We start from the raw sequence: 26,012 nt of genomic DNA on the forward strand, positions 1-26,012 counted from the left end.
TCGGAACGGACGGCATGCCGAGAGAAATCGCAGTCATCTGCTGTGCAACCCCAAGTCGTGGATCAAGGTCCGGCCCCGGTGAGCAGCGGGCTCCGGGCTTCGAGATTACGGCACGGGCCCTGGCCGGAGCACATCCCCCGCGTAAACCCACCCAAAGGACGACGACCCGGAACAAAAGGGTTCCAGGCCGTCGTGCGGGGCGTCCTCGGGGCGCCGTCGCTAGGAGATCTTCACCGGGTTCACCACGTCGGCGACCAGCACCAGGATGGTGAAACAGACGAAGATGCCCGCCACCACGTACGCCACCGGCATCAGCTTGGCCACGTCGAACGGGCCGGGGTCCGGGCGGCGCAGCACCCTGGCGGCATTGCGGCGCAGCGACTCCCACAGGGCGCCGGCGATGTGGCCGCCGTCCAGCGGCAGCAGCGGGAGCATGTTGAACAGGAACAGCGAGAGGTTGAAGCCGGCCAGCAGCATCACGAACATCGCCAGCTGCTGGGAGGCCGGGATGTCGAGCGTGGCGATCTCGCCGCCCACCCGGGCCGCGCCGACGACGCCCATCGGGGAGTCCGGTTCGCGCGGGCCGTCGCCGAAGGCCGCGTCCCACAGGGCGGGGACCTTGGAGGGCAGGGCGGCCAGGGAGTCCACGGCGTCGCCGACCCGGTCGGTCATCCAGGTCACGGAGTCGCCGAAGTCCTGTTTGACCACGCCGGTGGCGGCGCTGAAGCCGAGGAAGCCGGCCTTGACGTACTCGCCCTCGACGTACTGGCCGTGGCCGTCCTTCTTGGCGACCAGGTTGGTGGCGATCTTCGCCTGGAGGGTGACCTCCTTGCCGTCGCGCTCGACGACGATCGGCACCTGCTTGCCCGCGCTGTCGCGGATCAGGTCGGAGAGAGTGCCCCAGTCCTCGGTGCGCTTGCCGTCGAAGGCGACGATCTTGTCGCCGGCCTTGATTCCGGCCGCGGCGGCCGGGGACTGCGGGTCGCCCTTCTTGCACTCGTCGCGGTTCTCGCTCTGCGCGATCACGCACGGGGAGACCGAGCTGACCGTGGTGGTCTGCTGCTGGATGCCGAAGCCCATCAGGACGGTGAGGAACAGCGCGACCGCGAGGATCAGGTTCATGAAGGGGCCGGCGAACATCACCACGACCCGCTTCCACGGCTTGCGCGTGTAGAAGAGGCGGTTCTCGTCGCCCGGCTTGAGCTCCTCGAAGGCCGCCGAGCGGGCGTCCTCGATCATGCCGCGCCACGGGGAGGTGGAGCGGGCCTCGAGCCGGCCGTCGGGGCCCGGCGGGAACATGCCGATCATCCGGATGTAGCCGCCGAGCGGGATCGCCTTGATGCCGTACTCGGTCTCGCCCTTGTGCCGGGACCACAGGGTCGGGCCGAAGCCGACCATGTACTGGGGCACACGGATGCCGAACATCTTGGCGGTGGACAGGTGTCCGAGCTCGTGCCAGGCGATGGAGACCAGCAGGCCGACCGCGAAGACGACTATGCCGAGGATGAACATCAGGGTCGTCATGCACGCGCCTCCGCGCTCGCCGTCCGGTCGGTCAGTTCCCGGGCTCTCGCCCGCGCCCAGGTCTCCGCTTCGAGGACGTCCGGCACGGTCAGTGAGGTTCCCGCCTGCGGGGTGCCGTGTTCCTCGACCACCCGCGTGACGGTCTCCATGATGCCGTTGAACGGCAGCCGGCCGGCGCGGAACGCCTCCACGCACTCCTCGTTGGCCGCATTGAACACGGCCGGGGCGGTGCCCGCGAGCTCGCCGACGTGCCGGGCGAGGTTCACCGAGGGGAAGGCCTCGTTGTCGAGGGGGAAGAACTCCCAGGTGGACGCCTTGCTCCAGTCGAAGGCGGGGGCGGCGTCGGGGACCCGTTCGGGCCAGCCGAGGCCGATGGCGATGGGCCCGCGCATGTCGGGGGGCGTCGCCTGCGCCAGCGTCGATCCGTCCGTGAACTCAACCATCGAGTGGACATACGACTGGGGATGCACGACCACCTCAATGCGGTCGAAGGGAATGTCGTAGAGCAGGTGCGCCTCGATCACCTCCAGTCCCTTGTTGACCAGGGTGGCGGAGTTGATGGTGATCACCGGGCCCATCGCCCAGGTGGGGTGGGCGAGGGCGTCCTCCACGGTGACGTTCGCCAGCTCCTCCTTGGTGCGGCCGCGGAAGGGGCCGCCGGAGGCGGTGACGACCAGCTTGCGGACATCGGCGCGGGTGCCGGCCGCCAGCGCCTGGAACAGGGCGGCGTGCTCGGAGTCCACCGGGATGATCTGCCCCGGCTTGGCGCGTGCCTTCACCAGCGGGCCGCCCACGATCAGCGACTCCTTGTTGGCGAGCGCGAGGGTGCGGCCCGCCTCCAGGGCGGCCAGGGTCGGGGCGAGGCCGATGGAGCCGGTGATGCCGTTGAGGACGGTGTGGCAGTCGGAGGCGGCGAGCTGGGTGGCCGCGTCCGGTCCGGCGAGGATCTCGGGCAGCGGCTGCCCCGCGCCGTACCGCGCGGTGAGCGCCTCCCGCAGCGCCGGTACGACGTCCTCGCGGGCGACGGCGACGGTGCGGACACCGAGGCGGCGGGCCTGTTCGGCGAGGAGGTCGACGCGGCTGCCGTTCGCGGAGAGGCCGGTGACCCGGAAGCGTGCGGGGTGGCGCAGCACCAGGTCGATGGCCTGGGTGCCGATCGACCCGGTGGAGCCGAGGATCACCACGTCCTTCGGGCCGTCTCCGGCGACGGGGTCGTACACCAGATGCGGATCGGCGAGGGGAGCTGGAGCGTCGGTCATGGGCCCCATTGTGTCCGGTCGGGGCCGGTGCGCAGGCCACCGCCCGCCGGGCGGCCGGGGCGCGGTGTCTCCCGGCGGGCCGCACGGGCCCGCCGGGGGCGCCCCGGCGCGGTCCGGGCGGGCGGCCGAGCGCGGGGGTGATGCGCTGTCGTGGTGTGCGGTGGCGGTTCAGCGGATCGGGCGGTGCACGTTCTCCTTGGTGCTCGGCCCCGGGCTCGCGTCGGCGATCCACGGCCCGTCGCCCGACGGGTCGATCACGCCCTGCTCCAGCCACTCGTAGGCCCCGGACAGCACGCCCTTGACCACCTTGCGGTCCAGGTCGTCGGTGTTGGTCCAGAGCCGGCCGAACAGCTCCTCCACCCGGATCCGCGCCTGCCGGCAGAAGGCGTCCGCGAGCTGGTAGGCCTCGCGGCCGTTCTCGCCCCGGCTGCGCAGCAGTTCGGCACGGACGCAGGCCGCGCTCATGGCGAACAGCTCGGCTCCGATGTCGACGATCCGGCCCAGGAAGCCCTGTTTGGTCTCCATCCGGCCCTGCCAGCGGGACATGGCGTAGAAGGTGGAGCGGGCCAGCTTGCGGGAGGTGCGCTCGACGTACCGCAGATGCGTGGAGAGGTCGATGCCGTGCTTGAACTCGCCGAAGGTGCCCGGCAGCTGCCCGGGCCCGGCGACCAGCTTCGGCAGCCACTTGGCGTAGAAGACGCCCGCGTTGGCGCCCGCCCTGGCCTTGTCGCCGAGGGACTTGTCGGGGTCGATCAGATCGCCCGCGACCGACAGGTGCGCGTCGACGGCCTCGCGGGCGATCAGCAGATGCATGATCTCGGTGGATCCCTCGAAGATCCGGTTGATGCGCAGATCGCGCAGCATCTGCTCGGCGGGCACCGCCCGCTCGCCGCGCGCCCGCAGGGAGTCGGCCGTCTCGAAGCCGCGCCCGCCGCGGATCTGGACCAGCTCGTCGGCCATCAGCCAGGCCATCTCCGAACCGTAGAGCTTGGCGAGGGCGGCCTCGATGCGGATGTCGTTGCGGTCCTCGTCCGCCATCTGGGAGGCGAGGTCGACCACGGCCTCCAGGGCGAAGGTGGTCGCCGCGATGAAGGCGATCTTCGAGCCGACGGCCTCGTGCAGCGCGACCGGTTTGCCCCACTGCTCACGGGCCGCGGACCACTCGCGGGCGATCTTCAGGCACCACTTGCCGGCGCCGACGCACATCGCGGGCAGCGAGAGCCGGCCCGTGTTGAGCGTGGTCAGCGCGATCTTGAGGCCCTGGCCCTCCTCGCCGATGCGGTTCGCGGCGGGGACCCGGACCCGGTGGAAGCGGGTGACACCGTTCTCCAGGCCGCGCAGGCCCATGAAGGCGTTGCGGTTCTCGACGGTGATGCCCTCGCTGGCGGCCTCGACCACGAAGGCGGTGATGCCGCCGCGGTGCCCCTCGGACTCGGGGACGCGGGCCATGACGACCAGCAGGTCGGCGACCACGCCGTTGGTGGTCCACAGCTTCACGCCGTCGAGGATGTAGTCTCCGCCACTCTCGGCTCCGCTCGAGCGGGAGGTGCCCCCATCGTCGGGGACCGCCGTGGTGGCGAGCCGGGCCGGGTCGGAGCCGACGTCCGGCTCGGTGAGCAGGAAGGCGGAGATGTCGGTGCGGGCGCAGCGCGGGAGGAACTTCTCCTTCTGCTCCTGGGTGCCGAAGAGCTTCAGCGGCTGCGGGACGCCGATGGACTGGTGGGCGGAGAGCAGCGCCCCGATCGAGGGGCTCGCGGAGCCGACCAGGGCGAGGGCCTTGTTGTAGTAGACCTGGGTGAGGCCGAGACCGCCGTACTTGGTGTCGATCTTCATGCCGAAGGCGCCGAGCTCCTTCAGGCCGGTGACGACCTCGTCGGGGATCCGCGCCTCGCGCTCGATCCGGGCACCGTCGATCTTGGTCTCGCAGAAGTCGCGGAGCTTGGCGAGGAACTCCTCGCCGCGCTGGGCGTCCTCGTCGGCCGGGAGGGGGTGGGGGTGGATGAGGTCGAGCCGGAAACGGCCGAGGAAGAGCTCCTTGGCGAAGCTGGGCTTGCGCCAGTGCTGCTCCCGCGCGGCCTCCGCGACCTGACGGGCCTCACGTTCGGTGACGGTTGGTCGAGACGGAGTCGTGGGTGTCTCGGGGCTTGCGGACATGAGGCTCACCTCGCCGCGAATCGGAAGATCGGGTTCGTTACCGACTGGTGCTACTCGATCGTATGTACCCGATTCGTAGCGACCCCACCACCCTTCGTGCGGCCGATCGGCCCAGCCGCCGAGCGGGCCCGGCGGCGACCGGCCACGTGTGCTGCGGCCGGCCACGTGTGCCGCGGCCGGCCGCCCGCGGGGAAGGCTGCGCGGCGATGAAGAAGGGGCCCGGCACCGGAAGGCTCGGTGCGGGGCCCCTTCGGCCGGGGTGCGGCTCACGCGTCAGCCGGGGTCCAGCGGACGCGTCAGCCGGAGTGCGGCGTCCGTGTCAGAGGGACTCGATGCCGGTCAGGACCATCACCCGCTCATAGGTGTAGTCGTCCATCGCGAACTTCACGCCCTCGCGGCCCACGCCGGACCGCTTGGCGCCGCCGTACGGCATCTGGTCGGCCCGGTAGGAGGGCACGTCGCCGATGACCACGCCGCCGACCTCCAGGGCGCGGTGGGCGCGGAAGGCGGTCTGCAGGTCGTGGGTGAAGACGCCCGCCTGGAGGCCGTACTTGGAGTCGTTGACGGCGTCGAAGGCCGCCCTCTCGCCGTCCACCTGCTGCACGGTCAGGACCGGTCCGAAGACCTCCTCGCAGGAGATCTTCACATCGGCCGGGACGTCGGTGAGCACGGTCGGCGCGTAGGAGGCGCCGTCGCGCTTGCCGCCGGTCAGCAGCCTGGCGCCGGCGTCGACGGCCTCCTGCACCCAGGCCTCGACGCGCTTGGCGGCGTCCTCGCTGACCAGCGGGCCGACGTCGGTCTTGTCGTCGGACGGGTCACCGGTGACCTGGGCCTCGACGGCGGTGACGATGCGCGGCAGCAGCCGCTCGTAGACGGAGGCGTCGGCGATCACGCGCTGCACCGAGATGCAGGACTGGCCGCCCTGGTAGTTGGAGAAGGTGGCGATGCGGCTGGCCGCCCAGTCCAGGTCCTCGTCGCTCGACCAGTCGGAGAGGACGACGGCCGCGCCGTTGCCGCCGAGCTCCAGGGTGCAGTGCTTGGTGGGCACCGACTCCATGATCGCGTAACCGACCTGCTCGGAGCCGGTGAAGGAGATCACCGGCAGCCGCTCGTCCTGCACCAGGGCGGGCATGCGGTCGTTGGGCACCGGCAGGATGCTCCAGGAGCCGGCGGGCAGGTCGGTCTCGGCCAGCAGCTCGCCGAGGAGCAGCCCGGACAGCGGGGTGGCCGGGGCGGGCTTGAGGATGATCGGCGCGCCGGCGGCGATGGCCGGGGCGATCTTGTGGGCGCACAGGTTCAGCGGGAAGTTGAACGGCGCGATGCCCAGCACGACGCCCTTGGGGAAGCGGCGGGTGAAGGCGAGCCGGCCCTGGCCGCCGAGGTCGGTGTCGAGCCGCTGGGCCTCGCCGCTGTTGAAGCGGCGGGCCTCCTCGGCCGCGAAGCGGAAGACCGACACGGCGCGGCCGACCTCGCCGCGCGCCCACTTGACGGGCTTGCCGTTCTCGGCGGAGATCAGCCGGGCGATCTCCTCGGCGCGCTCGGCCAGCCGCCGGCTGACGTGGTCCAGGGCGGCGGCGCGGACGTGGGCGGGGGTGGCGGCGAACTCGTCCCGTACGGCGTACGCGGCGGCCACGGCCTCCTCGACCTGCGCGTCGGAGGGCACGCTCACCGAGCCGACGACCCGGCCGTCCCACGGGGAGGTGACGTCGAAGGCGGACTCGCCGGTGGCCTGGCGGCCGGCGAGCCAGAAGGCGTGGGTGGAAGTCATGTGAGTCCCGGCCCTTCCGCATCGGGGGTGGACATGGCTGGCATGCATTGCTGAGTCCACGGTAGGTGCGGGGCCGGGCGGGGTCGTTTGTCCGGGCCGTAGTAGTCGGGTGCCGCGGCACGCCGCAATGGCCAGTCAAGGGACGGGCTACTCGGCCGCGGTGGCCTTCAGCGCCAGCCACAGCTCCATGCGGACGTCCGGGTCGTCCAGGGAGCGGCCGAGGATCTCCTCCACGCGGCGCATGCGGTAGCGCAGGGTGTGGCGGTGCACGCCGAGGTCGGCCGCGGCGGCGTCCCACTGGCCGTGCCGGGAGAGCCAGGCGCGCAGGGAGGCGACCAGATCGCCGCGGCCGGTGGCGTCGTGTTCGCGCAGGGCCCGCAGCAGGCCGTCGGCGAAGGCACGGACCGCGTCGTCGGCGAGCAGCGGCAGGACGGAGCCGGCCGCCATCTGCTCGTGCTCGACGAGCACCCGGCCGCGCCGCCGGGCCACGGACAGCGCCTGCCGGGCCTGTTTGTAGGCGGCGGAGGCGGCGATCGGCCCGGCGGGTGCGGACAGGCCGATGACGGGGTCGTCCTCGTCGGAGGCGGACAGGGTGCGGCGGACGTCGCCGCCGGGGCGGGCCGCCTCGAGGGCGGCCGCGTGGTCGCAGCAGGCGGTCACGGCGGCGCCGCCGTCGGCGGCGAGCACCACCAGCCGCTCCCCCTCGGGCACCACGAGCACGGCCTCGCCGGCGCGGGCGGCGGCCGACTCCATGACCTCGGCGAGCACGTCGAGGGCGTCACCGCCTCCCGCGCCGGGGTCGCGGGTGGTGGCCGCGGTGCCGGTCTCGGCGACGATCAGACGGAACGGCGCGTCGAGCAGGCCGCCGTAGAGGTCGCCGGCCACCGCGCGGGCGTGGTCCGGCTCCCCGGCGAGCAGCATGCGCAGCACGGCGGCGCCGAGGCGCTGCTCGGCGGCGTGCAGGGAGCGGGAGCGTTCGGTGGTGAGGGTGAGCAGGGCGATCGCGGAGTGCAGGGCGTAGCGCTCGGCGGTGCCCAGGGTGGAAGCGGTGCCGACGGCGAGGGCGGCGCGCGGGAGGCGTCCGGTGCCCAGGGAGTGCAGCTCGACGCGGTCCTCGTGCTCGGGTCCCGCGACCACGGAGGAGGCGGGTGCGGGCCGTTCGCGCAGCCGCTGGACGTCGGCGGTGAGCCGGGCCGCGCGCCGGCCGGCCCACTCCGGTGCGGTGGCGACGACGGCGCCCGAGGCGTCGTACAGCGCGGCCCATCCGTCGACCTGGGAGGCGAGGGCGGAGAGGAGTCCCTCGGGGCCTGCGGTCAGCGCCTGCTTGGTGAGTTCGCGCTGCGCGGCGAAACCCGCGGTGACCGCCTGGTACTGCTCGGCGGCGATGGCGGCGGAGACCGCCTTGCTGATGGCGAGGAAGGGGGTGCGGCGCGGCACCTCCAGCAGCGGCAGGCCCTCCTCCTCGGCCGCCCGGACCAGAGCCTGAGGTATGTCCTCGTAGTGGACGCCGACGGCGAAGCCGAGACCGACGACGCCGGCGCCGGCCAGCCGCTTCACATAGCGGCGCATCGCCTCGGGGTTCTCCGCGTCCAGCTTGAGCGCGGTGATCAGCAGCAGCTCCCCGCCCTCCATGTAGGGCACGGGGTCGGCGAGTTCGCTGGCATGCGCCCAGCGGACCGGAACGTCCAGCTTGTCCTCGCCGGCGCGGACGGTGAGTCTGAGCGCCGAGTGGTGGACGAGCGAGGCGAGCGTCAGGGGCATGGGGGCTGGTTGCCTTCGGGTCCGGTTGTCTGGGGAGCTGTGCGGGCCGTGTGAGAGGTGTGATCATTTGGCCGTGGCGTATGAACGGCCTGTGTCGATTCTGCCTCACTGTACGGTCCCCGCATGCCGGGCCGTTCAGCTCGTCCCGGATCGCCCCCGCATCACTCCCGCATCACTCCGGCGTCAGCCTCGCAGGTCCACCAGGAGCGGCGGTGCGTGCTCGCCCCGGACGTCGGTCAGCGACAGCACGGCGTGGCCGGGCGGCAGTCCGTGGGCCAGTTCGGAGGCGGACCAGCGCTCCCGCTCGATCTGCCGGACGGTGACCGCCTCGGTGGTCACGGCCTTGCCGGTGACCAGCTTGCGCAGGGCGTGCATGGCCCGGGTCATCGGCTGGTCGGCGAAGACGGTGTGCTGGGCCACCTCCGTGGTCTCCACCCACTCGGTGCCCCAGGCCTCCGCGAAGGCCCGCCCGTCCCAGGTGGTGACGCCCGAGAACGCCGCCCGGCAGCCGACCGCGCTCAGCAGCGGGCCGTGCAGCGACTCCGGCACGTCGCCCAGGGTGCGCAGGCCGAGCACCACCCCGGCGTCGTGCGACCTCAGGCGCTGGACGGCACGCACCGTTCCCCTGGTGACGGCACCGGAGGCGTCGTCCATCACCAGGCCCAGGAAGTGGTCGCGGGCGCCGGCGGCGCGGGCGACGGCGAGGAACTGGGCCAGCACCAGGCGGGCCAGCAGGTGCGCCGCCTCCTCGTGGCCCTGCTCGGGCAGGTCGATGCGGACCCGCAGCGGGTGGTGAGCGACGGCGCGCAGCGAGAACGGCCGCACGGTGCCGTCCGGGGCGCCCTGGCCCGCCTCGCCGTCCTCCGGGCCGCCGAAGCTTCCGCGGAACGCGGGCCGGTCCAGGAGGGCGAGCCGGTCGGCGAGGGCGGGTCCGGCCGTGACGGCGGCACCGGTCCGCCTCAGCCACGGCTCCAGTTCCCGTCGCAGGGCGGGCGCGTCCCGGTCCGGGAGCCGGTCGAGGAGTGCGGTCAGCGCCTCCTCGCGCCCCTCCACCAGCTCCCGGAGCGCCGCGACGGCGGGGAAGGCGCCGTACGCGGCGCGATAGGGGCCGATCAGCTGGGCCAGGGCGGTGGCGGCGCGTCCGGTGTCGAGGGTCTCGATGTCGCCGACCAGGCCCTCGGCGAGCACGGCGGCGGCCTCGTCGGGGTCGGTGGACTCCGCGTACAGGTCCAGGGCGCGCAGGGAGGCGGGGTCGCCGGGCCGGACCACGACGTCGTACGCCGCGTCGGGCCCGAGCGGCGCGCCCGCCGTGCCCACGGCGACCACGGCGCAGGCGCCGGTGAGCGCGTGCAGGGTGAGGGACTCGGTGACCGGGATCATCAGCCGGTCCGTCCTGCCCGAGCCGGGTGGTCCGACGGCGAGCAGGGAGGTGCCCAGCGTGGCGGGTTCCAGGGCCGCCCCGGCCCCCTGGTGGGAGGCGGGGGTCCGCTCGGCGGCGGCCCAGCGGCCGATGCGGACCTGGCCTGCCCACAGGTCGTGGGTCGCGGTGCGCCGGGGAAGGTCGCGGGCGCCCGAGGGGTGCGTCCAGGCGGCGGCGCCGTGCCGCAGCACGGTCTCGGTGAACGAGGCGAGGCGCCCGGCCCGGCGCAGCGTCTCCCAGGAGCGGTGGATCCGGGCGCAGTCCACGTCGTTCATCCGCCCGCTGAGCAGCTCGGCGGAGAGGGCGTCGGCCGCTTCGGTCTGCCCGGCCGTCCGCAGCGCCGGCCACTGGGAGGGCTTCGCGGCGACGGGCTCGGCGCGGGGCCTGGGGCCGGCCTTCCGGGCGGCGCGGTGGCGGCGCAGGAGCGGCATCCAGCCGCCCCACCGGGCGGCCGGCCACAGCACGGCGAGGGCGATGGAGCTGACGATCAGCAGGACGATCAGGGGGTTGTCGGTCGCCTCCCAGCCGCCGGTGATCAGGGCGACAAGGAGGACCATGGTCGTGTAGACCGGCACCGGATCGCTGTCGAAGAAGGGGTACACCAGCAGCAGGGCGACGGCGGCACCAGCGGCGGCGACGGCGGCGCGGGCGGGCTGCTCCCAGCGGCCGAACCAGTACCGGATCAGGGCGGGCCAGCCGCCCAGGTAGCCCATGGCGCACACCAGGAGCAGGAAGAAGACGTTGTCGGCGACCTTCCGCGCGACGGGCGCCTGCCAGACGCCGTCCCTCGGCCACAGCGACCCGCCGTACCACCAGTCGTTCGGGGTGAACAGCCGCACCAGCGCGCCCTGGTAGGGGAAGCTGCCGCGCGCCCACAGGGTCCACAGGAAGGCGCCGATGACGAGGGGGATCAGGGCGCCGGCGACGGTCGTGGGGGCGAGTTTGCGTTCGCGGGCCTTCGGCCGCGGCGGGACGTAGCCGAACCGCCAGACGCCGAGGGCGGCGTCGGCCCGGGGTGTGTCCAGCCAGGACGCCATGGGCTGGGTGCGCTGCCCCTCGTACTGCGGCTGGGGCGGCACGGCCGGCGAGCTGCGCGGCACCGGTGGCAGGGGCGCGGCAGGATCCGGTACGGCCCGCCCTCGGGTACCCCGCGCGTCCTGCGTCCCGTCGCCGTCCATCGCCTCTGCCCCCTGACCAGCCGCTCCGTCCACCATCAGCGAGCCAATCTAACGCTCCGACAGCAGCCGTTCACCGCTTACGCGGCCGGGTCCCGCGGACCGTCGGTCTCCGTCGCCCGGCCGGGGCGGGTCCGGGCCGGATCCTGGCTGCTCAGCCGGTCCCGCCGGTGCCCGGAACCGGCGCGTTCGGCCGCGTCCGCCGGCCCGGCGTCCCGCCTGCCCGGGCGGGGCCCGGGCGCCGCTATGTCCATCGCGGACAACCCGGCCCCCCGGACAACGCCCACATGGAGCATGCCCAGCCCTCCCCGCCGGCCCTAGCCTGCGAGAAAAGAAGACAAGCGTCCGCAAAGACCCCCAGGAGCCCCGCATGACCGCACTTCCGCAGGAGCGCCGCGTCGTCACCGCCATCCCCGGTCCGAAGTCGCAGGAGCTGCAGGCCCGCCGTACCGCCGCGGTCGCGCAGGGCGTGGGCTCCGTGCTGCCCGTGTTCACCGCGCGTGCGGGCGGCGGGATCATCGAGGACGTCGACGGCAACCGTCTCATCGACTTCGGCTCCGGCATCGCCGTCACCTCTGTCGGCGCCTCCGCCGAGGCCGTGGTCCGCCGCGCCTCCGCGCAGCTCGCCGACTTCACCCACACCTGTTTCATGGTCACCCCGTACGAGGGCTATGTGGCCGTGGCCGAGGCGCTCGCCGAGCTGACCCCCGGTGACCACGCCAAGAAGTCCGCGCTGTTCAACAGCGGCGCCGAGGCCGTCGAGAACGCCGTCAAGATCGCCCGCGCGTACACCAGGCGGCAGGCGGTCGTCGTGTTCGACCACGGCTACCACGGCCGGACCAACCTCACCATGGCGCTGACCGCGAAGAACATGCCGTACAAGCACGGCTTCGGCCCGTTCGCGCCCGAGGTGTACCGCGTGCCGGTGGCCTACGGCTACCGCTGGCCGACCGGCCCGGAGAACGCCGGCCCGGAGGCCGCCGCGCAGGCCATCGACCAGATGTCCAAGCAGGTCGGCGCCGAGAACATCGCGGCCGTCATCATCGAGCCGGTGCTCGGCGAGGGCGGCTTCATCGAGCCGGCCAAGGGCTTCCTCCCGGCGATCAGCAAGTTCGCCAAGGACAACGGCATCGTCTTCGTCGCCGACGAGATCCAGTCCGGCTTCTGCCGCACCGGCCAGTGGTTCGCCTGCGAGGACGAGGGCATCGTCCCCGACCTGATCACCACGGCCAAGGGCATCGCCGGCGGTCTGCCGCTGGCCGCCGTCACCGGCCGCGCCGAGATCATGGACGCCGCGCACACGGGCGGCCTGGGCGGCACCTACGGCGGCAACCCGGTGGCCTGCGCGGGTGCGCTCGGCGCCATCGAGACCATGAAGGAGCTGGACCTCAACGCGAGGGCCAAGCGCATCGAGGAGGTCATGAAGGGCCGCCTGACCGCCATGGCCGAGAAGTTCGACATCATCGGCGACGTGCGGGGCCGCGGCGCGATGATCGCCATCGAGCTGGTCAAGGACCGCGGTACCAAGGAGCCGAACCCGGAGGCCACGGCCGCGCTGGCCAAGGCCTGCCACCAGGAGGGCCTGCTGGTCCTGACCTGTGGCACCTACGGCAACGTACTGCGCTTCCTGCCGCCGCTGGTCATCGGCGAGGACCTGCTGAACGAGGGCCTGGACATCATCGAGCAGGCGTTCACCCGGATCTGAGCCCGGTGCCCGCTTCCGCATCCGGCACGGAGCCGGGCCCCCGCGGCCCGGCTCCGGCCGGAGCGGAACGCTCCCAGCGGCAGAGCATGTGAAGAACGTGTGCGGGGTGGATGGCAGGAGGCCGTTCTCCCTGTCGCGACCCCACCCCCTGCCGTAAGTTCTTCCCAGATGAGAGATACACCCCGCTCACAGGCGACTGTGAGCGGCTCGGGCCGAGGCCTCCCCAGCTTCGACCCTGGTCGTGCCCTCGCGCACACAACCGGAGCCCAGAGCTTCGGGTCTCCTCACCGATCGGACGGTCGCCGCCCCAAACCCCCCGGGGCGTGCGACGTTCCGATCCGGACGGTCGCCTCCCCCGAAGAGGCGGTGGTCCACCGCAGGGCCGACGCACTCCCCCCCTTGCGCCGGCCCTCTGGTGTGTTCGTCCGCGGTGTTTGCCAAGCTGGGCGGCATGCTCCTGCTCGGACCCCTGGCCCTGCTCTTCGCGCTGATCACCTGGCAGGTCGTCAGCGACGGCCCGCTGGTGGACGCGGACGAGCGGCTGAGCCGGGCCCTGATCGAGCCCGACCAGGCCTCCGAGCTGCTCTCCGACCTGGGCAATGTGCAGGTGGCCGTGCCCGTCCTGGCCGTCGCGCTGGCGTACGCCGCCTGGCACGGGCGGGCCAGGGGTCTTGACCGGTGGTGGCTGCCGCCGGCCGCCGGGGCCGGGGCCATGGCGCTGGTTCCGGTGCTGGTCGCCCCGCTCAAGGAGTGGACCGACCGCCCGGGCACCCCGGCCGTGCCCCCGGCGGTCGGCTACTACCCGTCGGGACACACCGCCACCGCCGTGGTCGCCTACGGGGCGGCCACTCTGCTCCTCCTTCCGCTGCTGCGCTCGGCGGCGGTGCGGCGCGCGCTGCTCGTGCTGTGCGCCCTGCTGGTCCTCGGCGCCTCCTACGGGCTGGTGCGCCGGGGCTACCACTGGCCGCTGGACGTGGCGGCCAGCTGGTGTCTCGGCGCGATGCTGCTGACCGGCGTGGCCCTGCTGTCCGGGCGGGCCGGTGGTGGGGTCAGCCGAAGTAGCCGTCGAAGGTCCGCTGGAACTCCCAGCCCCCGAAGCGGTCCCAGTTGATCGACCAGGTCATCAGCCCGCGCAGCTCCGGCCAGGTCCCGTGGGTGGTGTAGGAGCCGCAGCCGGTCTTCCTGGTGAGGCAGTCGAGGGTCTTGACGACCTCGGACGGCGGCACGTGCCCGTTGCCCGCGTTGGGGGTGGCCGGCATACCGATCGCGACCTGGTCAGGGCGCAGCGGCGGGAAGACGTTGCCGGCGTCGCCCGCGACCGGGAAACCGGTGAGCAGCATGTCGGTCATGGCGATGTGGAAATCCGCGCCGCCCATGGTGTGGTACTGGTTGTCGAGGCCCATGACCGGGCCGGAGTTGTAGTCCTGGACGTGCAGCAGGGTGAGGTCGTCGCGCATCGCGTGGATCACCGGCAGATACGCGCCCGCCCTCGGGTCCTGGCCGCCCCACGGGCCGGAGCCGTAGTACTGGTAGCCGAGCTGGACGAAGAAGGTCTCCGGGGCCATGGTCAGCACGAAGTCCTCGCCGTAGCGGGCCTTGAGGGTCTTCAGCGCCGAGATGAGATTGACGATCACCGGGGTGGTCGGGTTCCTGAAGTCGGTGTCGTCGGCGTTGAGCGACAGCGAGTGGCCCTCGAAGTCGATGTCGAGGCCGTCGAGTCCGTACTCGTCGATGATCTGCGAGACGGAGGAGACGAACTTGTCGCGGGCGGCGGTGGTGGTCAGCTGGACCTGGCCGTTCTGCCCGCCGATGGAGATCAGCACCTTCTTGCCCGCGGCCTGCTTGGCCTTGATCGCCGCCTTGAACTCGGCGTCGCTCTCCACGCCGGGGCATTCGCTCGCGGGACACCGGTCGAAGCGGATGTCGCCCGAGGTGGGCGTGGTGGGCTCGCCGAAGGCCAGGTCGATGACGTCCCAGCTGTCGGGCACGTCGGCGAGGCGGGTGTAGCCCGAGCCGTTGGCGAAGCTGGCGTGCAGATAGCCGACGAGGGCGTGCGGCGGCAGGTCGGAGGGGCCCGTGGGGTCGGCGTCGGCGGTGGTCGCGGTGACGGTGGCCGAACGCGCCGACTCCCCGGCGTCGTTGACCGCCGCGACCTGGAAGGCGTACGCGGTCGAGGGGTTCAGGCCGGTCACGGTGGCCGTCGTGCCCTGCACGGTCCGCACCTTGGTGCCGTCGCGGTAGACGGCGTATCCGGTGGCTCCCTCGACGGGTGACCAGGACAGGGTGACGCCGGTGGCGGTGACCGTACCCGCCTTCAGACCGGTGGGCGGGGCGGGTGGTGTACCGGTGTCGCCACCGGGGCCGGTCAGGGAGATGTCGTCGGCGTGGTAGGCGCCGGTGCCGAACCAGCCGTGGGTGTAGAGGGTGACCTTCGTGGTGGCGGGGCCGGTACGGAACGTGGTGGTGAGCTGCTGCCAGTCGGGGGCGGACTGGGTCCAGGCCGTCACGTCGGTGGTGCCGGTGCCGCTCGCGCCCAGGTAGACGTAGGAGCCGCGGACGTGGCCGGAGAGCGTGTACTGGGAGTCCGGCTTGACGGTGACGGTCTGGCTGCAGCGGGCGTGGTCGTTGCCGGCCGGGGTCGCCTCGAGCGCGGAACTGCCGCTGTGGGCCGGCGTGTTCACGGCCTTGCCCGCGGTGCAGGTCCAGCCGTCGAGGCCGGACTCGAAGCCGCCGTTGCGGACGAGGTCCGCGTCGGCCGCACGGGCGGCCGACGAGATACCGGAGGCGGCCAGGGCGACCGCGGTGGTGAGCACGGCGAACAATCTGAACGGTCTGGACGGACGGAACGGTGTGGGGCGGTCCACAAGTGCCTCCGGTGGTGGGGGATATGGAGGTGCCGCACGGCACACGCGGCGCGGTGGGCGCGCGGGTGGAGCGCCTCAAAGTTGGTCCAGACCAATCAGGTTGTCAAGAGTCCCGGCGCCCGGCGGCCGCCTCGTGGAGCGCCAGTTCCAGCAGAGCCGGGTCGGTGAGCGTGCCGGTGCCGTCCGGCGGGACCAGCCAGCGCACACCTCCGCCGGCCGCGCGCAGCGGATGCGGCACCACGATCCAGGTGCCCTCCCCCGCCGTGCGGATACCGGTGCCGAGCCAGCGGGCGGCGGTGCCGGGCGGCACCAGGAAGCCCATCCGCGCGTCCCCGAAATCGGCCAGGACCGGGCCCGGCCGGTCCAGGACGCGGGTGAGCACATCGAGCGTGGGACAGCCGAGTTCGCCCGGCACGATCAGTACGTCCCAGGCCTTGCCGGCGGGCAGCAGGGCCACCCCGTGGGGGTTGTGTTCCCACTCCCTGCGGCACGCCTCCGGATCGGGTGCGACGGAAGAGAGCCACTCGACCGCCGAGTTCGCCCCAGTCATGCAAACGACCTCCCTCTCAGTCGTGGACGCGGTCGCGTCACGAGGGAGAGGGAGGCCGTGGGCGGGCATTACGCGGGTTCCGGCATCTTTTTCGGTACAGAGCGGGGTTTCTGCGAAGCCCCGGATGCGCGGCCTGCCGGGCGGCTCAGCTGTCGAAGCCGAGCCCCAGCCGGTCCATGGTGCGCAGCCACAGATTGCGCCGGCCGCCGTTGGCATCGGCGCGGGCCAGCGACCACTTCGTGAGGGCGATGCCGGCCCAGGCGAACGGCTCGGGCGGGAACGGCAGCGGCTTCTTGCGCACCATTTCCAGCTCGGTGCGCTCGGTCCGCTCCCCCGCCAGCAGGTCCAGCATCACCTCGGCGCCGAACCGGGTGGCGCCCACGCCGAGCCCGGTGTAACCGGCCGCATAGGCCACCTTGCCCGCGTGGGCGGTGCCGAAGAAGGCGGAGAAGCGGGAGCAGGTGTCGATCGCCCCGCCCCAGGCGTGGGTGAAGCGCAGGCCCTCCAGTTGCGGGAAGCAGGTGAAGAAGTGCCCGGCGAGCTTGGCGTAGGTCTCCGGCCGCTCGTCGTACTCGGCGCGCACCCGGCCGCCGTAGGGGTAGATCGCGTCGTAGCCGCCCCACAGGATCCGGTTGTCGGCGGAGAGCCGGAAGTAGTGGAACTGGTTGGCGCTGTCCCCGAGTCCCTGCCGGTTCTTCCAGCCGATGGACTGGAGCTGATCGGCGGTCAGCGGCTCGGTCATCAGGGCGTAGTCGTAGACCGGGACCGTGTAGGAGCGCACCCGGCGGACCAGGTTGGGGAAGACGTTGGTGCCCAGGGCCACCCGGCGGGCGCGCACGGAGCCGTAGGGGGTGCGGACGGCCATGCCCGCCCCGTGCGGCTTCAGCGACAGGGCGGGGGTGTGCTCGTAGAGGCGCACCCCGAGTTCCAGGCAGGCCCGCTTCAGGCCCCAGGCCAGCCTGGCGGGGTTGAGCATGGCGACGCCGTGCCGGTCCCAGAGACCTGCCTTGAAGGTCGGGGAGTTCACCTGCTCGCGCACCGCCTCGGCGTCGAGGAACTCGATGCCGTCGGCGAGGCCGCGGCGCTCGATCTCCTCGTACCACTCGCGCAGTTCGCGCACCTGGTGATCCTCGGTGGCGACGTCGATCTCGCCGGTGCGTTCGAAGTCGCAGTCGATGGAGTAGCGGGCCACCGCCTCCTCGATGGCGTCGAGGTTGCGCCGGCCCAGCTCCTCCAGCCGGCGGATCTCGTCCGGCCAGCGGGTCAGGCCGTTGGGCAGGCCGTGGGTGAGGGAGGCGGCGCAGAATCCGCCGTTGCGGCCGGAGGCCGCCCAGCCCACCTCGCGGCCCTCGAGCAGGACCACGTCGCGGGAGGGGTCGCGTTCCTTGGCGAGCAGCGCGGTCCACAGTCCGCTGTAGCCGCCGCCGACGACGAGCAGGTCGCAGCTCTCGGCGCCGGTGAGGGCGGGCTCCGGGTCCGGACGGCCGGGGTCGTCCAGCCAGTAGGCCACCGGTCGGGCCTCGGAAAGGGAACTCGTCCAACGGCTCATGGCGCTACGGGCCATGATTTCAACTCCCTACAGCGGACTGCGGTTGCGCTTTGTGCGGTTGTGTCTTCGAGGTTGCTTCCGGTGTACGCGGCCGCCCGCATCGGGCGGCCGCCTCCTGCCGTACGGCCGCCGCTCAGGTCCTTTGCCGCTTGCGGCGGTTTCCGACGGCCATGGACACCAGCACCAGCAGGACGGCCACCACGAACATCGCCGTGCCGATGACATTGATCTGCACGGGCGTTCCGCGCTGGGCGGAGCCCCAGACGAACATCGGGAAGGTGACGGTCGAGCCGGCGTTGAAGTTGGTGATGATGAAGTCGTCGAAGGAGAGGGCGAAGGCGAGCAGGGCGCCCGCCGCGATGCCGGGGGCGGCGATCGGCAGGGTGACGCGCAGGAACGTCTGGAACGGCCCGGCGTACAGGTCCTGGGCGGCCTGCTCCAGGCGCGGGTCCATGCTCATCACGCGGGCTTTGACGGCGACCACGACGAAGCTGAGGCAGAACATGATGTGGGCGATCAGGATCGTCCAGAAGCCCAGCTGGGCGCCCATGTTGAGGAACAGGGTGAGCAGCGAGGCCGCCATGACCACCTCGGGCATCGCCATCGGCAGGAAGATCAGCGAGTTGACGGCGCCGCGGGCGCGGAAGCGGTAGCGGACCAGCGCGAAGGCGATCATCGTGCCGAGGACGGTGGCGCCGAGCATCGCCCACAGGGCGATCTGCAGGCTGAGCGAGAGCGAGCCGCACAGTCCGGAGACGCCGCAGGGGTCGCGCCAGGCGTCGGTGGAGAACTCCTGCCACTCGTAGTTGAAACGGCCCTTCGGGTTGTTGAAGGAGAAGACCGTGACGACGACGTTCGGCAGCAGGAGGTAGGCGAGGGTCAGCAGTCCCGCGATGACGACGAAGTGGCGTTTGAGCCAGTTGACGAAGGCCATTTAAACCAGATCCTCCGTGCCGGACTTGCGGATGTAGAGCGTGACCATGATCAGGATCGCGGCCATCAGGATGAACGACAGTGCCGCGGCCGTCGGATAGTCGAGAATCCGCAGGAACTGCGACTGGATCACATTGCCGACCATGCGGGTCTCGGTGGAGCCGAGCAGATCCGCGTTGACATAGTCGCCGGTGGCCGGGATGAAGGTCAGCAGGGTGCCGGAGACCACGCCCGGCATGGACAGCGGGAAGGTGACCTTGCGGAAGGTGGTCGACGGCTTGGCGTACAGGTCGTTCGCCGCCTCGTGCAGGCGCGGGTCGATCCGCTCCAGCGAGGTGTACAGCGGAAGGATCATGAACGGCAGGAAGTTGTAGGTCAGACCGCAGACCACCGCCATCGGGGTGGCGAGCACCCGGTCGCCGGCGGTCCAGCCGAGCCAGGAGGTCACGTCCAGGACGTGCAGCGCGTCCAGGGCGCCGACCACCGGCCCGCCGTCGGCGAGGATCGTCTTCCAGGCGAGGGTGCGGATCAGGAAGCTGGTGAAGAACGGCGCGATCACCAGGATCATGATCAGGTTGCGCCAGCGTCCCGCGCGGAAGGCGATCAAGTAGGCGAGCGGGTAACCGAGCAGCAGGCACAGCACGGTGGCGGAGGCCGCGTAGAGCACCGAGCGCAGGAACTGCGGCCAGTACTCGGACAGCGCCTCCCAGTAGGTGGCGAAGTGCCAGGTGACCTGGTAGCCCTCCTCCAGGGAGCCCGTCTGCACGGACGTGGAGGCCTGGTAGATCACCGGCAGCGCGAAGAACACCACCAGCCAGAGCAGGCCGGGCAGCAGGAGCAGATAGGGCATCCAGCGGCCCCGCTTGCGCGGTGGCTTCTTCTGAGGTGCTGGGGTGGGCGCCAGGGGCGGCGCCTCGGTGACCGCGGCCATCAGGCGACCTCTTCCTCGACCGTCTCGACTCCGGCGTCGATGTCCTGCGCGGCGTCCAGGCCGAAGGTGTGCTCCGGGTTCCAGTGCAGGACGACCTCGGCGCCGGGCGTCAGCCGGGGGTCGCGGTCGATGTTCTGCACGTAGACCTCGAACTCGGGGCAGACCGGGCTGTCGATCACGTACTGGGTGGAGACGCCGATGAAGCTGGAGTCGGCGATCCGCCCGGTGATCCGGTTGCGGCCCTCCGGGATGTCCCCGGCGTCGTCGGCGTGGGTGAGGGAGATCTTCTCCGGGCGCACCCCGAGAAGCACCTTGCCGCCCGTCCGGGCGGGCGCGCTGTTGCGGGCCTCGGGAAGCATCAGTTTGCCGCCGCCCGCCTTCAGCACGATCTCGGAGCCGGAGGTGGAGTCGACCTCGGCCTCGATGAAGTTGGAGGTGCCGAGGAAGTTGGCGACGAAGGTGGTGCGCGGGTTCTCGTACAGGTCGGCGGGCGAGCCGAGCTGCTCGACCCGTCCCGCGTTCATCACGGCGACGGTGTCGGCCATGGTCATGGCCTCCTCCTGGTCGTGCGTGACATGGACGAAGGTGATGCCGACCTCGGTCTGGATGCGCTTGAGCTCCAGCTGCATCTGGCGGCGCAGCTTCAGGTCGAGGGCGCCCAGCGGCTCGTCGAGGAGGAGCACCTTGGGGTGGTTGATCAGGGCGCGGGCCACGGCGACGCGCTGCTGCTGGCCGCCGGAGAGCTGGTGCGGCTTCTTGCGGGCCTGCTCGCCGAGCTGGACCAGCTCCAGCATCTCCTCGACCTGCTTCTTGACGCTCTTGATGCCGCGCCGGCGCAGGCCGAAGGCGACGTTCTCGAAGATGTCGAGGTGCGGGAAGAGGGCGTAGGACTGGAAGACCGTGTTCACCGGCCGCTTGTAGGGCGGAAGCGCGGTGACGTCCTGGTCGCCGAGGTGGACGGTGCCCGCGGTGGGCTCCTCCAGGCCGGCGATCATGCGCAGGGTGGTGGTCTTGCCGCAGCCGGAGGCGCCGAGCAGGGCGAAGAAGGAGCCCTGCGGGACGGTCAGGTCGAGCGGGTGCACGGCGGTGAAGGAGCCGTACTTCTTGGTGATGCCGGTGAGGCGGACGTCCCCGCCGTGAGCCGCCGTGTCGTTGGTCGTCTTCATCTCGTCACGCCCCAGTGAGCTTCGCGAACTTCTCTTCGAATGCCGTCTCTTCCTTGGAGCTCAGCGAGCGGAAGGCACGGGACTTGGCCTGCATGGCCTTGTCGGGGATGATCAGCGGGTTGTTCGCCGCGTCCTCGTCGATCTTCTCCAGCTCGGCCTTCACCCCGTCGACCGGGCAGACGAAGTTGATGTAGGCGGCGAGCTGGGCGGCCGGGCGCGGCTCGAAGTAGTAGTCGATCAGCCGCTCGGCGTTCGTCTTGTGGCGGGCCTTGTTGGGGATCAGCATGTTGTCGCTGCTGGTCATGTAGCCGCTGTCCGGGATCACGAAGCCGATGTCCGGGTTGTCGGCCTTCAGCTGCACGACGTCGCCGGCCCAGGCCAGGCAGGCCGCCAGGTCGCCCTTGGTGAGGTCGGAGGTGTAGTCGTTGCCGGTGAAGCGGCGGATCTGGCTCTTGTCCACGGCCTTCTGCAGCCGGGCTATCGCCGCGTCGTAGTCGTCGGCGGTGAACTTCCCCGGGTCCTTGTCCATGTCGAGCAGGGTCATGCCGACGGTGTCGCGCATCTCGGTGAGCAGACCCACCCGGCCCTTCAGCCTGGGGTTGTCCAGCAGGTCGGAGAGGGTCTTCACCTCGATGCCGTCGAGCGCCTTGCGGTTGAAGGCGATGACGGTGGAGATGCCCTGCCAGGGGTAGGAGTAGGCGCGGCCCGGGTCCCAGTCGGGGTTGCGGAACTGGGCGGAGAGGTTGGTGAACGCGTGGGGCAGGTTGGCCGGGTCGAGCTTCTGCACCCAGCCGAGCCGGATCAGCCGGGCGGCCAGCCAGTCGGTGAGGACGATGATGTCGCGGCCGGTGTCCTGGCCCGCGGCGAGCTGCGGCTTGATCTTGCCGAAGAACTCGGTGTTGTCGTTGATGTCCTCGGTGTACTTGACCTTGATGCCGGTCCGCCTGGCGAACCCCTCCAGCGTGGGGTGCCCCCGTCCGCTGTCGTCGACGTCCATGTACTCGGTCCAGTTGGAGAAGTTGACGGTCTTCTCCTCCTCGGAGTGGTCCTCCGCCGAGACGCCGCCCTCGGTGTTGCCGGCCGGAGGGATGCCGCAGCCGGTCAGCGCGGTGAGACCGCCGGCGGCGAGCGCGCCGCCCGCCGAGGCGCGCAGCAGCGACCGGCGGGTGAGGGCCGCTCGGCCGTTGCGGAAACTGCGCCGCATGGCGGCCACCTGGGCCGGGGAGAGGCGGTCGGGCTCGTACTGCTCCATGCGCGTGGTGCCCTTTCGGGAGGGGGGCCGCGGGTCGGGCGGCCTGGTTGCTAACGGTCCCCGAAGACGGTGCGGTGCCAGTCCTTGCGGACCACCGCGGTGTTGTCGAACATGACGTGCTTGATCTGCGTGTACTCCTCGAAGGAGTAGGCGGACATGTCCTTGCCGAAGCCGGACGCCTTGTAGCCGCCGTGCGGCATCTCGCTGATGATCGGGATGTGGTCGTTGATCCACACGCAGCCGGCCTTGATCTCCCGGGTGGCCCGGTTGGCGCGGTACAGGTCGCGGCTCCAGGCGGAGGCGGCGAGCCCGTAGGGCGTGTCGTTGGCCAGTGCGAGGCCCTCGTCGTCGGTGTCGAAGGGCAGCACGACCAGGACCGGCCCGAAGATCTCGGACTGGACGACCTCGCTGTCCTGCGGCGCGCCGGCGATGAGGGTGGGGCGATAGTACGCGCCGTTCTCCAGCTCGCCCAGGGGTGCCTCGCCGCCGGTCACCACGCGGGCGTAGGCGCGGGCCCGGTCGACGAATCCGGCCACCCGGTCGCGCTGGGCGTGCGAGATCAGGGGGCCGAGGTCGGTGCCGGGGGCGAACGGGTCGCCCAGCCGCACGCTCTCCATCAGGGCGGCGGTGCGCTCGACGAACGCCTCGTACAGCGGGCGCTGCACATAGGCGCGGGTGGCGGCGGTGCAGTCCTGGCCGGTGTTGATCAGGGCGCCGGCCACCGCGCCGTTGACTGCCGCGTCCAGGTCGGCGTCGTCGAAGACCAGGAAGGGGGCCTTGCCGCCGAGCTCCAGGTGGAGGCGCTTGACGGTGGCGGTGGCGATCTCGGCGACGCGCTTGCCGACGGCGGTGGAGCCCGTGAAGGAGGTCATGGCCACGTCGGGGTGGCCGACCAGGTGCTCGCCGGCCTCCTTGCCGGTGCCGGTGACGATGTTGATCACGCCGTCCGGGATGCCCGCGTCGGTGGCGGCCTGGGCGAACAGCAGGGAGGTCAGCGGGGTCAGCTCGGCGGGCTTGAGCACGATCGTGTTGCCCGCGGCGATCGCCGGGAGGATCTTCCAGGCGGCCATCTGCAGCGGGTAGTTCCAGGGCGCGATGGAGCCGACGACACCGATGGGCTCACGGCGGATGTAGGAGGTGTGGTCGCCGGAGTACTCCCCGGCCGACTGGCCCTGCAGGTGCCGGGCGGCGCCGGCGAAGAAGGCGATGTTGTCGATGGTGCCCGGCACGTCGAACTCGCGGGACAGCTTCAGCGGCTTGCCGCACTGCAGCGACTCGGCCCGGGCGAACTCCTCGGCGCGCTCGGCGACCACGGCCGCGAACCGGTGCATCGCCTCGGACCGCTCCGCGGGGGTGGCGCCCGCCCACGCCGGGAACGCTTCCCGGGCGGCGGCGACGGCCGCGTCCACGTCGTCGGTGGAGGCGAGGTCGTAGGTGTGGACGCCCTCGCCGGTGGCCGGGTCGACGACCGTGTGGCTGCGGTCCGAGGTGCCCTTGGTGTACCGGCCGGCGATGAACTGCGCGCCCTCGGCGAGACGGTCCTGGGCCGGGAATCGCTCCGGGGTGGCGTTGCCCGGGTTGTGCATGTCGCTCTCCTCCGTGTCCCCGTGAGGGGGCGGCGTGGCTCCAGCTCGATTTGACTGCCGATCCTGACAGAGCAACCGCACTCCAACAAGTGATTCCGTTGTTGCCTTTTGGTTACGCGACGGAATCTGTCGACCAGGTGTCGAGTGGCCGCGGAAAAGGCGGGACGGATTGTCCGTGGTGCGTGCCACACTCGCGTGCATGGAGAGGATCAAGGGGGACATCTCCTCGAGACAGGCGCTGATCGAGGCTCTGCGGTCCGGGGAGAAGGTCGGGTATCTGCACTTCTGGGGGCACCGCCCGCGGCCGGACGGCCGTATCGGGCCGAGCTGTCTGAGCCAGTGGTGGCCGTCGCCGTTCACGGTGGACGGCGTGGTGTACGCGACCGCGGAGCACTGGATGATGGCGGAGAAGGCCCGCCTGTTCGGGGACCGGGAGGCCGAGCGGCGGATCCTTGCGGCGGAGCATCCCGCTCAGGCGAAGAAGGCGGGGCGCCTGGTGCGCGGCTTCGACGAGGCGGTCTGGCGCGAGCACCGCTTCGGCATCGTGGTGGAGGGCAGCGTCCACAAGTTCGCGGCCCACGACGAGCTGCGCCGGTTCCTGCTGCACACGGGCGACCGCGTCCTGGTCGAGGCGAGCCCGGTGGACCGGGTGTGGGGCATCGGCCTCGCGGCGACGGACGACGGGGCGATGGACCCGGAGCGCTGGCGCGGCCCGAATCTGCTGGGCTTCGCGCTGATGGAGGCGCGCCGGCGGCTGCGGAGTGCCTGAGGGGCCGTGGCGGAAGAAGCCGGGGCCCGTGCGGACCTCTCCACGAGGTGTCCGCACGGGCCCCGGCTTCTGGCTGCGGTGGCCGCCTCCGCTCAGCTCGCGGCGCCCATGAGGCTCGCGAAGAGCAGCAGGCCGAGCAGCGGCAGGATCACGGTGGCGACGATGCCGCAGACGAGCCCCGCCGTGGCCGCCCCCTTGTTGGTGGCCTCACCGCGGTTGGCCTTGCCGCGGCCGACGGCGCCGAAGATGATCCCCAGGATGCCCAGGATCACGCCGAAGAACCACAGGAAGAACGTGAGGCTGCAGACCACGCCGATGATGCCCAGAACCAGTCCGGCGGTGCCCATGCCGTTGCTGGGCTGGGCCGGCATTCCGTAGCCGCCCGGCTGCGGGTAGGGCGCCGGGGGCGTGCCCGGCTGTCCCGGTGCGGCGGGGTAGCCGTAGGACGGCGCGCCGGACTGCGGGTAGCCGTAGCCCGGGGCCGGCTGCTGCGGGGGCTGGGACGGCGGCCCGAATCCTCCGGGCGTGGGATTGGTGCCGGACATGTGAAGATCTCCCCTCCGTTGAACGACCCTCGCATCCTAGTGATGCGATCCCCCTCGTCGGAGGGGGTTGCGGATCCTGCTGCCCGTACCGGTGACGTGCCGGGACGGGCCCGTGTGCGCTTGTGCGACGGGGGCGCCTCGACGCGGCGGCGCGCAGGTCGCGCTCCGGCGCCGGGCGCCGCGGTGCGGCAGCGGGCGCCCCGGGGTGTGTGCCCCCTGGGTGCCTCCGCGCGTGCCTCGGTGTGTGCCCCTGGGTGCTCCGCGCGTGCCTCAGCCGAAGGCCGGGGCGGCGGCCGTCGGGCGGGCGGCGCCGTAGTAGGGCTCGTCGTCCTCCCAGCTGTCCGGGTCGCTGTTGATGGCCGCCGTGATGCCGATCGCTATCAGCACCACCACGATCAGGCCGAGGACCAGCCCGATGACACCCATGATCAGGCCGGCCTGGGCCTGACCGTGGTTGTCGGCCAGGCCCTCCTCGGCCTTACGGCGGCCCTTGACGCCGAAGACGATGGCGAGGATGCCGAGGACGACGGAGACCACGCCGTACACGCAGAACAGACAGCAGGCGAGGATGCCGAGCACCATCGAGGCGATGCCGAAGCCGTTCTGCCGCTGGCCGGGCATGCCGGGCCAGCCGTAGCCCGCGCCGTAGCCGGGGTAGCCGTAGCCGGCCGGCGCCCCGGGCCCGGTGGGGGCCACGGGCGGTGGGGGCACCGCGGAGCCCGGGCCGCCGTCGAACGGCGCGCTGCCGGCCGGGGGTGTGGCCCCGGCGGGGGGCGGCGGCGGGTGCGGCGGGGCGAAGCCGGCTCCCGGCATGGAGACCACGGTGGGCTGGTCGTGCACGGACGGCCCCGGCTGCGCGGGCACTCCGTCCGCCACGGTGGGCGTGCCGGACGGCTGTGCGGGCCCGGCGGCCCGGGGCGTGTCGTTCTTCTCCAGCGAGGTCCGGCGCTCCGGCGGCGCCCAGGGGTCGCCGTTCCCCGCGTCGGGTCCGCCCGGCTGCGTCGCGTCCGTCATCTGGAGATCCCCCCTGCGTCGATCGTCCCGCCATGCTACGGCCCGCCCGCCCACCGCCGCCGCCCGGGCCGTGGCCGGACCGCCTAC

At 72.0% G+C, this 26,012-nt stretch carries 19 protein-coding genes; 3 read left to right on the forward strand and 16 right to left on the reverse strand.

The window, feature by feature from the left end; genetic code table 11:
• Positions 1-219: 219 nt before the first annotated feature.
• The 6 genes from HCJ93_RS22965 to HCJ93_RS22990 form a co-directional block, all read right to left on the reverse strand.
• Positions 220-1,524, reverse strand: coding sequence for a site-2 protease family protein (locus HCJ93_RS22965; RefSeq protein ID WP_167997688.1), 1,305 nt, complete (start codon positions 1,522-1,524; stop codon positions 220-222).
• Positions 1,521-2,783, reverse strand: a complete 1,263-nt coding sequence (gene dxr, locus HCJ93_RS22970; RefSeq protein WP_167997689.1) for a 1-deoxy-D-xylulose-5-phosphate reductoisomerase — start codon at positions 2,781-2,783, stop codon at positions 1,521-1,523. Before dxr ends, HCJ93_RS22965 begins: the two co-directional genes overlap by 4 nt.
• A gap of 168 nt (positions 2,784-2,951) precedes the next feature.
• Entirely contained in the window at positions 2,952-4,937 is a 1,986-nt protein-coding gene (locus HCJ93_RS22975) for an acyl-CoA dehydrogenase family protein (protein ID WP_167997690.1), read from the reverse strand.
• Positions 4,938-5,256: 319 nt separating this feature from the next.
• Complete coding sequence (locus tag HCJ93_RS22980) at positions 5,257-6,705, reverse strand: aldehyde dehydrogenase family protein (protein ID WP_167997691.1); 1,449 nt, start codon at positions 6,703-6,705, stop codon at positions 5,257-5,259.
• A gap of 147 nt (positions 6,706-6,852) precedes the next feature.
• Entirely contained in the window at positions 6,853-8,466 is a 1,614-nt protein-coding gene (locus tag HCJ93_RS22985; RefSeq protein WP_167997692.1) for a PucR family transcriptional regulator, read from the reverse strand.
• A gap of 183 nt (positions 8,467-8,649) precedes the next feature.
• Entirely contained in the window at positions 8,650-11,064 is a 2,415-nt protein-coding gene (locus HCJ93_RS22990; protein ID WP_167997693.1) for a type IV secretory system conjugative DNA transfer family protein, read from the reverse strand.
• Positions 11,065-11,431: 367 nt separating this feature from the next.
• Between HCJ93_RS22990 and gabT the strand changes: the two genes are divergently transcribed.
• Together gabT and HCJ93_RS23000 are read left to right on the forward strand one after the other, a co-directional pair.
• On the forward strand, positions 11,432-12,766 hold the full coding sequence (gene gabT / locus HCJ93_RS22995) for a 4-aminobutyrate--2-oxoglutarate transaminase (protein ID WP_167997694.1): 1,335 nt from the start codon (positions 11,432-11,434) through the stop codon (positions 12,764-12,766).
• A 451-nt stretch (positions 12,767-13,217) separates the two neighbouring features.
• Positions 13,218-13,877: a phosphatase PAP2 family protein gene (locus tag HCJ93_RS23000; RefSeq protein WP_167997695.1), complete on the forward strand. Its 660-nt coding sequence runs from the start codon at positions 13,218-13,220 to the stop codon at positions 13,875-13,877.
• On the opposite strand, the gene HCJ93_RS23005 is transcribed toward HCJ93_RS23000, so the two are convergent.
• The 8 genes from HCJ93_RS23005 to HCJ93_RS23040 all read right to left on the reverse strand — a co-directional run bounded on the left by HCJ93_RS23005 (position 13,816) and on the right by HCJ93_RS23040 (position 23,597).
• Entirely contained in the window at positions 13,816-15,579 is a 1,764-nt protein-coding gene (locus tag HCJ93_RS23005) for a chitinase (RefSeq protein ID WP_309141485.1), read from the reverse strand. The genes HCJ93_RS23000 and HCJ93_RS23005 overlap by 62 nt on opposite strands.
• 154 nt (positions 15,580-15,733) lie before the next feature.
• Complete coding sequence (locus tag HCJ93_RS23010) at positions 15,734-16,180, reverse strand: hypothetical protein (RefSeq protein ID WP_167997697.1); 447 nt, start codon at positions 16,178-16,180, stop codon at positions 15,734-15,736.
• A 145-nt stretch (positions 16,181-16,325) separates the two neighbouring features.
• Positions 16,326-17,744, reverse strand: a complete 1,419-nt coding sequence (locus HCJ93_RS23015; RefSeq protein ID WP_167997698.1) for an NAD(P)/FAD-dependent oxidoreductase — start codon at positions 17,742-17,744, stop codon at positions 16,326-16,328.
• 118 nt (positions 17,745-17,862) lie between these two features.
• Positions 17,863-18,663, reverse strand: a complete 801-nt coding sequence (locus HCJ93_RS23020) for an ABC transporter permease (protein ID WP_167997699.1) — start codon at positions 18,661-18,663, stop codon at positions 17,863-17,865.
• Positions 18,664-19,593, reverse strand: a complete 930-nt coding sequence (locus HCJ93_RS23025) for an ABC transporter permease (RefSeq protein ID WP_167997700.1) — start codon at positions 19,591-19,593, stop codon at positions 18,664-18,666.
• A complete protein-coding gene (locus tag HCJ93_RS23030) occupies positions 19,593-20,759 on the reverse strand; it encodes an ABC transporter ATP-binding protein (RefSeq protein WP_167997701.1) in 1,167 nt (388 codons plus the stop codon). The genes HCJ93_RS23025 and HCJ93_RS23030 overlap by 1 nt, the downstream gene beginning before the upstream one ends.
• 4 nt (positions 20,760-20,763) lie before the next feature.
• Positions 20,764-22,011 carry a polyamine ABC transporter substrate-binding protein gene (locus tag HCJ93_RS23035; protein ID WP_167997702.1) on the reverse strand — a complete coding sequence of 416 codons (1,248 nt, stop codon included), beginning with the start codon at positions 22,009-22,011 and terminating at the stop codon, positions 20,764-20,766.
• 50 nt (positions 22,012-22,061) lie between these two features.
• Positions 22,062-23,597 (reverse strand): gamma-aminobutyraldehyde dehydrogenase, encoded by a 1,536-nt coding sequence (locus HCJ93_RS23040; RefSeq protein ID WP_167997703.1) that lies wholly within the window; start codon positions 23,595-23,597, stop codon positions 22,062-22,064.
• Positions 23,598-23,796: 199 nt separating this feature from the next.
• On the opposite strand from HCJ93_RS23040, the gene ybiA reads away from it, so the two are divergent.
• A complete protein-coding gene (gene ybiA, locus HCJ93_RS23045) occupies positions 23,797-24,366 on the forward strand; it encodes a riboflavin biosynthesis intermediates N-glycosidase (RefSeq protein WP_167997704.1) in 570 nt (189 codons plus the stop codon).
• A 92-nt stretch (positions 24,367-24,458) separates the two neighbouring features.
• Here ybiA and HCJ93_RS23050 read toward each other — a convergent pair whose 3' ends face one another.
• The gene (locus HCJ93_RS23050) at positions 24,459-24,911 is read right to left on the reverse strand and encodes a DUF4190 domain-containing protein (RefSeq protein WP_167997705.1); all 453 of its coding nucleotides are present in this window, start codon (positions 24,909-24,911) and stop codon (positions 24,459-24,461) included.
• A gap of 270 nt (positions 24,912-25,181) precedes the next feature.
• A complete protein-coding gene (locus tag HCJ93_RS23055) occupies positions 25,182-25,925 on the reverse strand; it encodes a DUF4190 domain-containing protein (RefSeq protein WP_167997706.1) in 744 nt (247 codons plus the stop codon).
• Positions 25,926-26,012: the final 87 nt, after the last annotated feature.

Source organism: Streptomyces composti, from assembly GCF_012034205.1.
GTDB lineage: Bacteria > Actinomycetota > Actinomycetes > Streptomycetales > Streptomycetaceae > Streptomyces > Streptomyces composti.